Origin of the sequence: Staphylococcus schweitzeri (genome assembly GCF_002902405.1) — a bacterium.
Lineage (GTDB): Bacteria > Bacillota > Bacilli > Staphylococcales > Staphylococcaceae > Staphylococcus > Staphylococcus schweitzeri.
In genome coordinates, this window is sequence record NZ_PPQS01000039.1 from 87,077 (window position 1) to 100,671 (window position 13,595).

11 protein-coding genes are annotated in these 13,595 nt (G+C 30.8%); 1 reads left to right on the plus strand and 10 read right to left on the minus strand.

What is annotated here, in order from left to right; all coding sequences use genetic code 11:
- Positions 1 to 6 precede the first annotated feature (6 nt).
- The 8 genes from CD116_RS08475 to lepA all read right to left on the minus strand — a co-directional run bounded on the left by CD116_RS08475 (position 7) and on the right by lepA (position 9,713).
- Complete coding sequence (locus CD116_RS08475; protein ID WP_047549160.1) at positions 7 to 759, minus strand: 16S rRNA (uracil(1498)-N(3))-methyltransferase; 753 nt, start codon at positions 757 to 759, stop codon at positions 7 to 9.
- Between the two features lies 1 nt (position 760).
- A complete protein-coding gene (gene prmA / locus CD116_RS08480) occupies positions 761 to 1,699 on the minus strand; it encodes a 50S ribosomal protein L11 methyltransferase (RefSeq protein WP_047549157.1) in 939 nt (312 codons plus the stop codon).
- Positions 1,700 to 1,702: 3 nt separating this feature from the next.
- Complete coding sequence (dnaJ, locus tag CD116_RS08485) at positions 1,703 to 2,842, minus strand: molecular chaperone DnaJ (protein WP_047448130.1); 1,140 nt, start codon at positions 2,840 to 2,842, stop codon at positions 1,703 to 1,705.
- A gap of 139 nt (positions 2,843 to 2,981) precedes the next feature.
- On the minus strand, positions 2,982 to 4,814 hold the full coding sequence (dnaK, locus tag CD116_RS08490) for a molecular chaperone DnaK (protein ID WP_047530093.1): 1,833 nt from the start codon (positions 4,812 to 4,814) through the stop codon (positions 2,982 to 2,984).
- A 58-nt stretch (positions 4,815 to 4,872) separates the two neighbouring features.
- Positions 4,873 to 5,499 carry a nucleotide exchange factor GrpE gene (grpE, locus tag CD116_RS08495; RefSeq protein ID WP_031787278.1) on the minus strand — a complete coding sequence of 209 codons (627 nt, stop codon included), beginning with the start codon at positions 5,497 to 5,499 and terminating at the stop codon, positions 4,873 to 4,875.
- A gap of 32 nt (positions 5,500 to 5,531) precedes the next feature.
- Complete coding sequence (gene hrcA, locus CD116_RS08500; protein WP_047428589.1) at positions 5,532 to 6,509, minus strand: heat-inducible transcriptional repressor HrcA; 978 nt, start codon at positions 6,507 to 6,509, stop codon at positions 5,532 to 5,534.
- Positions 6,510 to 6,610: 101 nt separating this feature from the next.
- The gene (gene hemW / locus CD116_RS08505; protein WP_047549154.1) at positions 6,611 to 7,735 is read right to left on the minus strand and encodes a radical SAM family heme chaperone HemW; all 1,125 of its coding nucleotides are present in this window, start codon (positions 7,733 to 7,735) and stop codon (positions 6,611 to 6,613) included.
- Positions 7,736 to 7,889: 154 nt separating this feature from the next.
- On the minus strand, positions 7,890 to 9,713 hold the full coding sequence (lepA, locus tag CD116_RS08510; RefSeq protein ID WP_047428584.1) for a translation elongation factor 4: 1,824 nt from the start codon (positions 9,711 to 9,713) through the stop codon (positions 7,890 to 7,892).
- Between the two features lie 345 nt (positions 9,714 to 10,058).
- Here lepA and rpsT point away from each other — a divergent pair, with 345 nt between their 5' ends.
- Positions 10,059 to 10,310, plus strand: coding sequence for a 30S ribosomal protein S20 (gene rpsT / locus CD116_RS08515; protein ID WP_047428582.1), 252 nt, complete (start codon positions 10,059 to 10,061; stop codon positions 10,308 to 10,310).
- 48 nt (positions 10,311 to 10,358) lie between these two features.
- Here rpsT and holA read toward each other — a convergent pair whose 3' ends face one another.
- Positions 10,359 to 11,333: a DNA polymerase III subunit delta gene (gene holA, locus CD116_RS08520; protein ID WP_047428579.1), complete on the minus strand. Its 975-nt coding sequence runs from the start codon at positions 11,331 to 11,333 to the stop codon at positions 10,359 to 10,361.
- Positions 11,334 to 11,413: 80 nt separating this feature from the next.
- On the minus strand, positions 11,414 to 13,591 hold the full coding sequence (locus CD116_RS08525) for a DNA internalization-related competence protein ComEC/Rec2 (RefSeq protein WP_047549150.1): 2,178 nt from the start codon (positions 13,589 to 13,591) through the stop codon (positions 11,414 to 11,416).
- Positions 13,592 to 13,595: the final 4 nt, after the last annotated feature.

Below are 13,595 nucleotides of genomic sequence, written 5' to 3' on the forward strand. Positions count from 1 at the left end.
AAATATTCACCCCATCAATTCTTTTTCATAACTTATTGCGCTTAAAGCGTATAATGGTGCTGTTTCTGCCCGTAATATTCTTGGTCCAAGTCCAACTATTGTACTTGAATTATTAAATATAGCAATTTCTCTTTCAGACAAGCCACCTTCAGGTCCAAATATCATTAACACTTTATCCTGAGGTTTAAACTGCTGTAATGTTTGTTTGAAATTGCTCAATTCACCATCTTTAGCTTGTTCTTCGTATGCAATAAGAACATAGTCATAATTATCTATAGTATCATAAATCATGTTTAAATTCGACTCGAATTGAATAGAAGGAATTGCTAAACGATAACTCTGCTCAGCAGCTTCTTTAATAATTTTCTGCCAACGTTCTATTTTTTTAGCAACCTTTGAATCATTTAATTTAACAATTGAACGTTCCATGCTAACAGCTATAAATGACGATGCACCTAATTCTGTAGCTTTTTGTAACAACCACTCGTATTTATCTGCTTTAATCAACCCACTGCAAATTGTTACATCAACCGGCAATTCCGTATTAATATTTTGTTTTTCAAGTAGTGATACTGCGATACCTTCATTCGATATTTCAACAATTTCACAAGTATAAACACTTTGATCTTTAAAAGTTAAAATGATTTTGTTACCAACTGAATTTCTCATTACGTTAGTAATATGATGTATATCTTCTTTTTTTGTAATAAAAAAACGCTGACTTTCATCAGCGTTTTGGTTTAAGAAATAACGTTGCATATTATTCACTCACTTTCTGACCAACAAGACAAACCCATCCGGTGTCATGTTGTACTGAAATAATTTTAAAACCTACACGCTCCATATGTGACTGTATACCTTCATACTTCTCTTTTATAATACCAGAAGTAATAAAATATCCGCCTTCATTTAGAGTATTATAAGCATCTTCAATCATTTCATCAATAATGTGCGCTAAAATATTTGCTATTACAATGTCGAATTTTTCAGTTTCATCTTTCAACAAATTACCTGGAACAGCTTCAATTAACGTTTCACAGTGATTTCTTTTAAAATTTTCTTTAGCTACACTAACTGCCATTTCATCAATATCTAACGCTTTAATACGTTTTACACCGATTAAGTGACTAGCTATACTTAAAATACCTGATCCTGTACCGACATCTATGACTGAATGTTTTTGTGATACATATGTTTCTATTGCTTTTAAACACATACTTGTTGTTGGGTGATCTCCAGTACCAAAAGCCATACCTGGATCTAGTTCAATACAAAGTTCATCCTCAACTTCTTTAACGTATGTTTCCCAACTTGGTACAATGGTGAACTTTTGCGATGCTCGGAATGGATGAAAATAATTTTTCCATTCATTCTCCCAATCTGTTTCAGCTATAATTTGCTCATTAAATTGAACTAGCTGTTGATTAAGTTCATCTAAATTTAAAATCTCACTCTTAATTTGTTGACGCAAATTTTTATCATAAGTCATTTCATTAAAATAGGCTTTCAATCTCACGCCTTTGTCCGGATAATCTTCCTTCTTCAAGGCATAAATTTCTCCATATTTATCTTCCGGTTGATTAATTAAATCATTGGAATCTTCTATTACAACACCATTTGAACCATGATTTTCTAGTATGTTTGTAGCCAATTCTACTGCTTCGTAATTAATAATAATTGAAAGCTCTGTCCAATTCATGCTTTATTCTCCTTTAAAGAATCTTTTTGCTCTATCTTTAAAATTCGAAGGTTGTTCACTAATTTCTTCGCCACTTACTTGGGCAAACTCTTTCATTAGTTCTTTTTGTTTATCGTTTAACTTAGTTGGTGTAACTACTTTAATGTCTACGTATAAATCGCCATAACCATAGCCATGTACATTTTTAATACCTTTTTCTTTTAATCTAAATTGCTTGCCAGTCTGTGTACCAGCTGGAATTGTCAACACAACCTCATTATTTAATGTAGGTATTTTAATTTCATCGCCTAATGCTGCTTGTGGGAAACTGATATTTAATTTGTAGTAAATATCATCACCCTCACGTTTGAAAGTTTCAGAAGGTTTAACTCTAAATACTACGTATAAATCACCTGCTGGACCACCATTTACACCAGGAGAACCTTCACCAGCTAATCTAATTTGTTGTTCATTGTCAACACCTTCAGGTACTTTAACTTCTAATTTAACTGTTTTATTTTCAGTTCCTTTACCATGACAAGTTGGACAAGCTTCTTCAAATTCTTGACCACTTCCATTACATTTAGGACAAACTTGTTCTGTGCGTACTCTTCCTAAAATAGTATTTTGTTCAACAGCTACATGACCTGCACCGTTACAGTAGCTACATGTTTTTTTGCTTGTACCTGGTTTTGCACCATCACCATGACACGTTTCACAAGTTACATCTTTACGAATTGATATTTCTTTAGTTGTGCCAAATACAGCCTCTTCAAATGTAAGTGTCATCGTATATTGAAGGTCATCACCTTTTTGAGGAGCGTTTGGATCTCTTTGTCTGCCGCCACCGAAGAAAGAACTAAAGATATCTTCAAAGCCGCCGCCACCAAAGCCACTAAAACCGCCAAAGTCAGAGCCATTAAATCCTTGACCACCAAAACCTTGAGGACCATCGTGGCCAAATTGGTCATAATTCGCACGTTTATTATCATCACTTAGGACTTCATAGGCTTCAGAAATCTCTTTAAACTTTTCATCTGCACCTTCTTCTTTATTAATATCCGGATGATATTTTTTTGAAAGCTTTCGATACGCTTTTTTGATTTCATCTTTTGAGGCATCTTTATTTACACCCAATACCTCATAATAATCTCTTTTGGCCACAGCTATCTCTCCTTTTCTTAATTAACTAATTTAGTTTATCGTAAACTGTCTCACTATCCAAATAAAAAGCCAAAGCCAATGTTCTATTGACTTTGACTTTTTAAATCTTAACGACAAAATATTATAATTGGGTATTTAATTATTTTTTGTCGTCGTCTTTTACTTCTTTAAATTCTGCATCTTCTACAGTACTATCATTGTTTTTACCAGCATCTGCACCTTGTGCTTGTTGTTGCTGTTGCGCAGCTTGCTCATAAACTTTAGCTGATAATTCTTGAATTACTTTTTCAAGTTCTTCTTTTTTAGCTTTGATATCATCAATATCTTGACCTTCTAATGCCGTTTTAAGTGCATCCTTTTTCTCTTCAGCAGATTTTTTATCTTCTTCGCTAATATTTTCGCCTAAATCAGTTAACGTTTTTTCAACTTGGAATACTAAGCTATCAGCTTCATTTCTCAAGTCAACTTCTTCACGACGTTTTTTATCCGCTTCAGCATTAACTTCAGCATCTTTAACCATACGATCGATTTCTTCATCTGATAATGAAGAACTTGATTGAATAGTAATTCTTTGTTCTTTATTTGTACCTAAATCTTTAGCAGTTACATTTACAATACCATTTTTATCGATATCAAATGTTACTTCGATTTGAGGTTTACCACGTTCTGCTGGTGGAATATCAGTTAATTGGAATCTACCAAGCGTTTTATTGTCAGCAGCCATTGGACGTTCACCTTGTAAAACGTGTACATCAACTGAAGGTTGGTTATCTACAGCTGTAGAGTAAATTTGAGATTTAGAAGTTGGAATTGTAGTGTTACGTTCAATTAACGTATTCATACGTCCACCTAAAATTTCAATACCTAAAGATAATGGTGTTACATCTAGTAATACAACATCTTTTACATCGCCAGTGATTACGCCACCTTGAATTGCAGCACCCATAGCTACTACTTCATCTGGGTTTACACCTTTATTTGGTTCTTTACCAATTTCTTTTTTAACTGCCTCTTGTACTGCAGGAATACGAGTTGAACCACCAACTAAAATAACTTCATCGATATCTGAATTAGTTAAACCAGCATCTTTCATTGCTTGGCGTGTCGGTTCCATTGTTCTTCTAATTAATGAATCTGATAATTCTTCAAATTTAGAACGAGTTAAGTTAACTTCTAAGTGTAATGGACCATTCTCACCAGCTGAGATAAATGGTAATGAGATTTGAGTTTGTGATACTCCAGATAAGTCTTTTTTAGCTTTTTCAGCAGCATCTTTTAAACGTTGTAACGCCATTTTATCTTGAGATAAATCAACGCCGTTATCTTTTTTAAACTCAGCCACTAAATAATCAATGATTACTTGGTCAAAGTCATCCCCACCAAGTTTGTTGTCACCAGCAGTTGAAAGCACCTCGAATACACCATCACCTAATTCTAAAATAGATACGTCAAATGTACCGCCACCTAAGTCAAACACAAGTACTTTTTCATCTTTATCTGTTTTATCTAAACCGTAAGCTAATGCCGCAGCAGTTGGTTCGTTAATAATACGTTCAACTTCTAAACCAGCAATTTTACCAGCATCTTTAGTTGCTTGACGTTCAGCATCGTTAAAGTATGCAGGTACTGTGATAACAGCTTTATCTACTTTTTCACCTAAATAACTTTCAGCGGTATTTTTTAAGTTTTGTAAAATCATAGCTGAAATTTCTTGTGGTGTGTATGATTTACCTTCAATGTCAACTTTATAATCTGTACCCATATGACGTTTAATTGATTGTACAGTATTTGGGTTAGTGATTGCTTGACGTTTTGCAACTTCACCTACTTGTGTTTCACCATTTTTAAACGCTACTACAGATGGTGTTGTACGAGAACCTTCAGGATTTTGAATTACTTTTGGCTCATCGCCTTCTAATACTGTTACACATGAATTTGTTGTACCTAAGTCTATTCCAATAATTTTACTCATAATAAAATTCCTCCGTTTAATAATTAATTTATAACAATGCTGTTTCGCCAATAATGACTTATTGGTTTACTTTAACCATTGATGGCCTTAAAACTCTATCTTTAAGTTTATAACCTTTTTGTAGTTCTTGAGTAATCTCTCCAGATTTAAAATCTGGATTATTATCTTGAACTACAGCTTGATGAATATTTGGATCAAACGCTTCACCTTCAGTTTTGATAACTTCAAGGCCGTTATCTTTTAACGCGTTAATTAAACTTTCATGAACCATTTGAACACCTTTTTGAAGTGATTTAAACGTTTCATCTTCACCTTCTATTTCAAGTGCACGTTCAATATTATCAATTGCTGGTAATATATCAGTTAACACGCGTTGTGATTGATATGTTTTATTTATTTCATTCTCTTTTTGAATTCTACGCTTGTAATTTTCAAATTCTGCGTAAAGTCTTAAATATTTTTCTTCATTTTCATCTGCTAATTGTTGAAGTTCGTCAATTTTTTGATCTTTCGGATCTATTTCTTCAATAACATTCTCGTCAGACGTTTCTTCTATTGCTTCATCTTGTAAATGACCTTTACTTTCTTCAGTTTGTTCAACTGAATCATCGTTATTTTTCTTGACGTTAGTTTCTTCAACTGTTGATTCAGTATTTTTCTCAACTGATTCGTCTTTATTTGTCATTTTCTGCCCTCCAATACTTTTCTAATCCATCATTACCAAATTCTATTTAATAATTGAATGACATTTTGATAATGCATAGCTGTTGGTCCAATTACTGCAATTTGACCTTTTAACGTTTCATCAAAATGATATTGACTAGTAACAATTGATATATCACTTAAGCTGTCATCAATTTCATTTCCAATTTTTACATTAATATTTGGTGAAGATATATCCTGCAATAATTCGGCAATTCTATTTGATTCTATATATTGCAAAATCGGTTGAATTGAAGATACATTTGTTTCATTCAATGCATCAATAAGTTTAACCTTTCCACCCATATAAATGCTATTACTTTGATTTGAAATATGGTTATTCATCGTATTCAATAATTTATTGATAAACTTCTCTTCTTGTTCTGATTGAACAAAAGACACGATTTCATCTTGATGATTACGATTAAACTCTGTTAATTTATTCGTAACAAAATTTGAAATTGTATTTAATTTCTCATTACTTAAAGGAATGTCTGAAGCAAGGTGTACGTGTTCGACATGACCTGATGAAAATACAATAACCATAATTACTAAATTAGGATTAGCACGAATCAAATGCACATTATTGATAATGTCTTGTTTATGATTTGGATGAACAACTAAAGTTGTATATTGAGATATATTTGATAATTCATCTGCAAAATAACTCAATGCAGATGATAAATCATATTGGTTCTCAACTAACAATTGATTTAATCGTCTTAATTTATTTGTTTTTTGATGAGATGTTTGTTCAAGTAAACGATTGACATAATATCTAAAACCTAATTGTGACGGTGAACGGCCAGAAGAACTATGTGTTTTTTCGATATAGTTTAAATCTTCTAGTTGCTTCATCTCATTTCTAATTGTAGCTGGGCTTACATTCAAGTTGTGTCGTTCAATTAACGTTTTAGAACCAACGGGTTGTCCAAAATCAACATAATCCTCAACAATTGCGTTTAGTATACTCAATTGCCTATCTGTAATCATGTTTTTCACCTCATTAGCACTCACTTATCTCAAGTGCTAATTATAATTTAACAAATTGGTCAAAGTAAGTCAATGTTAAAGACTCGAAATTTCAAATTTTTTTAATCATTTATAAGAAAAGCTTCAAAAACCTCATTACCAATGACTTTACCACGTTCTGAAAGTGCAATTGAACCACTTTTTTCTATTAACAATTGTCTATTTTTCAAGTCTTCTATAGTTTGACCAAAGACGTTTTCAATTGATTGGTCAAATTTATTTTTAAACTTTTGACTATTTACACCCTCATTCAAACGTAATCCTAAAAACATTTCTTCTTCCATTCGTTCTGTTAGAGTAGGTTTGTTTGACACTAAAATCGCTTTATTTTTTTTATTAATTGCTTTGATATAATGATTCACAGGATTAATATTCGTATAACGAACACCGTCAACATACCCACTTGCACCAGCACCAAATCCGTAATACTCTTCATTTAACCAATAGACTTTATTATGTTCCGATTCATGATTATCTAATGCAAAGTTAGATATTTCATATTGGTGAAATGGAGAGTGTTCAATTTTAGACATCAATAACTGATACATATCAGCACCTAAATCTTCATTTGGTAGTTTAAGAAGTCCTTTTCTATACATATTATAAAATTGTGTTTTAGGTTCTAGTATCAATCCATAACTAGATATATGTTGAATATCCATAGCTAGTGCTTGATTTAAACTTAGTTCAAAATCTTCAATTGATTGTTTAGGCAAATGGTACATTAAATCTAAACTTATTGATTGTATACCTGCATTTTTCGCATTTGACACTGAAGTGTAAATATCGTCAGAATTATGTGTTCTTCCTAGAATTGATAGTAATTCAGGATTGAAAGTTTGTACGCCCATTGAAATTCTGTTCACACCGTATTTTTCTAATAATTGAACTTTATCTTTTGTTAATTCATCAGGATTTGCTTCAAACGTATATTCACCTGTAATAGTAAAAGTGTCTTGTATAGCTATTAAAAGCTTTTCTAGTTGCTCAATTGACAAAGCCGTTGGTGTACCTCCACCAACATACATCGTTCTTAAATTTTTATATGTTGCTGTAGACATTTCCTTTATTAATGCATCTAAGTATTCATCTACTGGTTGGTTCTGTATAAAATATTTATTAAAATCACAATATGTACATATCCTTACACAGAAAGGAATATGTATATATGCACTCTTCACTGTCATATTCACACCCCACTATTTGTACTAGAATTCCTAGGCTATATCACCTTACTTTTTATGAGTAACTGCAAAGATTAGAGTCTGAAACACTTATGTCTCAGACCCTCAATTTAACTATTCAACTTTGGTAATTAAAATAATAAGAGCGCGTTATATTTTACTCATCATCCATTTTCAATACTGCTAAGAAAGCATCTTGTGGTATTTCTACATTACCAACTGCTTTCATTTTAGCTTTACCAGCTTTTTGCTTTTCAAGCAACTTACGTTTACGGCTAATGTCACCACCATAACATTTAGCTAACACGTTTTTACCCATCGATTTAATATTTGTACGTGCAACTATTTTTTGTCCTATTGCCGCTTGAACAGGCACTTCAAATTGTTGTCTCGGAATTAATGTTTTAAGCTTTTCTACTAATGCTTTACCACGTTCATATGCAAAATCTCTATGGACTATAAAGCTTAATGCATCTACTTTATCACCATTTAATAAAATATCCATCTTCACTAAATTACTTTCTTTATTTTCGATAAACTCATAGTCAAATGATGCATAACCTTTAGTATTAGATTTAAGTTGATCAAAGAAATCAAATACTACTTCTGCTAGTGGCAATTCATAAACAATATTTACACGAATATCATCTAAATAATCCATATTAATAAATTGACCACGCTTACGTTGACATAATTCCATTACTGCACCAACATAGTCATTTGGAACCATCATTGTCGCACGAACGTATGGTTCAAATATTTTATCGATTTTATCACGATCTGGCATTTGCGCCGGATTATCCACTGTCACTTCGGAACCATCTCTTAAAATACATTGATAAATAACAGATGGGGCTGTAGCAATTAACTCAATGCCGAATTCTCTTTCAATACGCTCCTGAATTATTTCCATATGCAACATACCTAAAAATCCAGTTCTATAACCAAAGCCTAAAGCTTGTGATGATTCAGGTTCAAATTCTAACGAAGCATCATTTAGTTGTAGTTTTTCTAACGCTTCTCTTAAGTCATTATAGTTTTTATTATCTATTGGGAATAAACCACAATATACCATTGGGTTCATTTTCTTATACCCTTGTAAAGGTTCTGATGCAGGTTTACTTGCCAATGTGATAGTGTCACCAACTCTTGAATCATCAACATTTTTAATACTTGCAATAATGTAACCTACGTCTCCAACTGTTAATTCGTCGACTGGCAGCTGTTTTGGTGTATTGATACCCACTTCTATTACTTCGAATTCTTTACCTGTTGCCATCATTCGAATTTTATCACCTGCTTTTACTACACCATCAACAATTCTTATTGAAGAGATAACACCTCTGTATGGATCATATTCAGAGTCGAATATTAATGCTTTTAACGGTGCTTCTGGATCACCATCTGGCGCTGGAACAACTTCAACTATTTTTTCAAGTATTTCTTCAATACCAATATTAGATTTAGCACTTGCCAAAACAATATCATCTTGGTCTAAACCAATCATGTCTTCAATTTCTTGTTTGACACGTTCTGGCTCAGCAGCAGGTAAATCAATTTTATTAATAACAGGTAATAACTCTAATTCATTATCTAAAGCTAAATAAACATTTGCTAAAGTTTGTGCTTCAATACCTTGGGCAGCATCAACTACCAAGATAGCACCTTCACAAGCAGCTAATGAACGTGACACTTCATATGTAAAATCGACATGCCCAGGGGTATCAATTAAATGAAATGTATAAGTTTCCCCGTCTTTCGCATCATACTTTAGACGAACTGCATTTAATTTAATTGTAATACCACGTTCTCTTTCTAAATCCATAGAGTCTAATAGCTGATCTTGCATATCTCTTGTTTCAACTGATTTTGTATTTTCTAATATTCTATCAGCTAGTGTAGATTTACCGTGGTCAATATGTGCTATTATTGAGAAATTCCTTATATTCTCTCTTCTTTTTAAGCGTTGCTCTTTATCCATTTTATCCTTCTCACTTTCATAAAATAAACCCGTATTATCATTCGCATCTTTGATATAATAACGTTTTTAAAAGGTAAATGCAAACGCCATAATCAACGATGAACTATGATTTTAAAACAATCTTTATTTATATACCTACTTACGATATGTTAATATTTAAGTTACGTACTTATAATTATAAAACGTATTGATTGTGTTTCCAACACAATTTATTGAATCAAGTAAAATTTAAGCTAACCCCATCAAATAAATGATTGCACAAAGGTTAGACTTTTGTTAAAATATTTCTTGTTGTAATCAAATAAAAATTTGATAAGATGAACTCACTTTTAGGAGGTGACAGAAATGGCAAATATTAAATCTGCAATTAAACGTGTAAAAACAACTGAAAAAGCTGAAGCACGCAACATTTCACAAAAGAGTGCAATGCGTACAGCAGTGAAAAACGCAAAAACAGCTGTTTCAAATAACGCTGAAAATAAAAACGAATTAGTAAGCTTAGCAGTTAAGTTAGTTGACAAAGCTGCTCAAAGTAATTTAATACATTCAAACAAAGCTGACCGTATTAAATCACAATTAATGACTGCAAATAAATAATCTTTTTAAATAAAAGTTCAAGCATAAGCTTGAACTTTTATTTTTATGTTATAGCGATAAAATGAATAATTCGAGGATTAAATGTTTATCCATATAAGATGACTTTAATTTGTAATCAGTTTCTGCACAAGCATCCATTATATTTAACAAATCATCAAGTTGATAATGTCTTACTTGTCCTAAAGCTAATTTGACCCTATATGGATGAACACCTATCGTTTTAGCTATTTGTTGACCACTATATCCTTTCTGACTCAAAATTTTGCACTGATAAAACAAGCGATAGTTACTTGTAATTAATGCAAGTAATTTTATAGGCTCTTCTTTCATAGTAATTAAATCTTTAACTAGAAGAATCGCTTGTTCCTTTTTTCTCTTCTGTATGTATTCTGTAAGCAGGAATACATTTTGCTCTAAACTTCTGTTAATAATTTGATTAACATCTTGTTTATTAATTGTTGGCCTGTCACCTAAAAACAAAATTAACTTTTCTAATTCTTGAGAAACAATATTAAAGTTAATACCCGTCAATTCAATAAATAAATCTAGAGCATCACGCTTTATATCTTTAAAATTTTCATTCAATTTACTTTGAATCCATTTTTTAATTTCTTCTTCAGACATTTGCTCGATTTTCTTTAACTTAGCATGTTTTTTTAATGTTTTTGTTAACTTCTTTCTCTCATCAAGTTTGTTTTGATATACCTCAAAAACTATTAAATTTTCACCATCGTATTTTTCAATAAACTCTATTAATTGATCTACATTATACGTCATATCTTTCGGTGATTTTTCACCAGTAAATAAAAATGCATTTTTAACCAATATTGCTTTTTTTTCTGAAAAGAAAGGCATTGTTAATGTTTCTTCTACAATTGGTGCAATCTCTGTTTCATATAAATTGAATTTCACAAAGTTAAAATCATCTCTATCATTTTTTAAAAATTGTGAAATAATTTCTTTACCTTGCTTTTCAACCAATTCAGGTACATCTCCATAAATAGCTACAATATTGTCGCTCATTCATTACACCCTTTCATACGTTTAACACATCAATAGATTATATCACGTTTTAATGATTAAACACTAATCACTTACTAAGCTCAATTTAACATAACATTTAAATTTTCATCTAAATCAATTGTAACTTGTCCATTATGTTGTGAATCATAAATATGACTATGAAAACTATTTAATCTATTTATTATCTCTTTATTAGGTAGATGATATATGTTATTTTTACCAGATGAAATCAAGCTAATTTTAGGTTGTACCGCTTCAATGAATTGTGCTGAACTGCTAGTCTTACTTCCGTGATGTCCTACTTTAAGAATATCAACTTTTGGTAGTCGATATTTCTTCAGTAATATCTCTTCATTATTTTTAGTTGCATCTCCCATTAATAATACTTTCTTATTATGATATTTAATCAAAGTAACGATTGAATACTCATTTTTGTCTTGGCTACCCTGAATATAACTATTTAAAAATGTAAAATCACTTTCTCCTATTCTAAATTGTCTTACTTGTCTCACATCTAAAAGTTTAATATTATATCTTTTAGATAAATTAGATAAAGATAACAACATCCTATCATTATAGCTACTACTATAAATCACTAAATATTTTATTTTTAAGTGCCTCATAATATATTCTACTTCACCAATATGGTCATTATGAGGATGGGTTAATATCAAATATTCTAATTTATTAATTCCTCTTTCATTTAAAGTAGGTAAAATATGATATTTGGAAATCGAAAAGTTATTTTGAGCATTATCAGTTACCACTCTACCTCCAGTATCAATTAAAACATTTTTATTATTTCCCGCTTCATATAAAATACTGTCTCCTTGTCCTACATTTAACATCGTAATTCTATGATGTTGATTTGTTGGAAATACGAAAAATAACATAAATAAAACCATAGTATAGATGAAAGTTAGTTTGAATTTCCTATTAGCTAATAGCCACAAAATACAATAAATGTAGATTATTAGTACAACAAGTGTCCACGTATTAATTTTCGGAATTAAAAAATTCGTGTGATTTATTTTAATAAATAAATATAATAACCAATTGTGAAAATCGAAGCTAAGATTAACCAAATCATTCAAGGGAGTAAATTCTATTGGAAAATGGCTGATAATAAAGAAAATAATCGATAGAGGAAATAATATCATTGAATAATATGGAACAAAAACGAGATTTGTTACAAATCCTATCCATTGTACTTGATGAAATTGAGGTATCGAAACTATAAAAGAAGCTAATTGCGCAACAAAAGTAATGACCAATAAAGACTGTATTTTCGATAATTTCTGTATAAAAGGTAATAATAAAATGATGAAAAATGAAATAATAAACGAAAATTGAAATCCAACATTGTAAATTATCTGAGGATTCGAAATAAACATAATAATAAATGCTGTCGATAATAAATTTATACAATTAAATCTTATTTGATTAGGTATTATTAAAATAATACATGTCATAATAATAGCTCTAACTGCACTAGGTGCGTAATTTGTATACTCTGCAAACAAAACCAGTATAAAAACAGTGAAAGTTTTAATGATTATTATGGGGATGTTTAAACGTTTTAACGGCTGATAAATTAAAAAGACAATTGCAGCAATATGCGAACCACTAACTGCAAGTAAATGATATATACCTATATCTTTAACTCGATCTAAATATTCCTCACTGATGAGCTTTGTATCACCAGTAATCAAAGCAATCACTTGATTAGGATAATTTATGTTTGAATTATATATTCGATTTATAATAAATCGCTTGTGGTTTTCTATCAAATTATTACTATCGAATTTATAACAACTTTGCTCATTTATATTAAGTAGTTTAATAGAAATATATTTATTGTCATTAATTTGAAATTGACCTTTTACAATACAATTATAGTTTTCAAGATTTGATACAGCTTCAATCTTTTTGCCTGATAAATAGAATGGGTATGTCTCATCGTTTAGCTTTAACACCCCTTTGTAGCTATTATTACTTTGTCGTTCAAATGCTGTGATAACGACTCTCATGTTAATTTGTGGATTTAATTCAATTGATTTCATATGTTTTGATAATTGAAGTTCAGAAATATATAAATACCATGAGGAGAAAATAATTAGTAAGAGATAAACAGGAGCAAATATAATTTTACTTTTTCGAAAAACAATGAATAATAATAAAATAAAAAGGAATATAGAGAGCACTTTGTTTGTTATCCAAAGTACTCCTACTATTATTGATATAGCAATATAAAACAAAGCA

Coding starts and splice junctions, on each gene's coding strand:
- rpsT (WP_047428582.1), top strand. CDS start 10,059: ATGGCAAATATTAAATCTGCAATTAAACGTGTAAAAACAACTGAAAAA.
- prmA (WP_047549157.1), bottom strand. CDS start 1,699: ATGAATTGGACAGAGCTTTCAATTATTATTAATTACGAAGCAGTAGAA.
- dnaK (WP_047530093.1), bottom strand. CDS start 4,814: ATGAGTAAAATTATTGGAATAGACTTAGGTACAACAAATTCATGTGTA.
- grpE (WP_031787278.1), bottom strand. CDS start 5,499: ATGACAAATAAAGACGAATCAGTTGAGAAAAATACTGAATCAACAGTT.
- hemW (WP_047549154.1), bottom strand. CDS start 7,735: ATGACAGTGAAGAGTGCATATATACATATTCCTTTCTGTGTAAGGATA.
- CD116_RS08475 (WP_047549160.1), bottom strand. CDS start 759: ATGCAACGTTATTTCTTAAACCAAAACGCTGATGAAAGTCAGCGTTTT.
- lepA (WP_047428584.1), bottom strand. CDS start 9,713: ATGGATAAAGAGCAACGCTTAAAAAGAAGAGAGAATATAAGGAATTTC.
- hrcA (WP_047428589.1), bottom strand. CDS start 6,509: ATGATTACAGATAGGCAATTGAGTATACTAAACGCAATTGTTGAGGAT.
- holA (WP_047428579.1), bottom strand. CDS start 11,333: ATGAGCGACAATATTGTAGCTATTTATGGAGATGTACCTGAATTGGTT.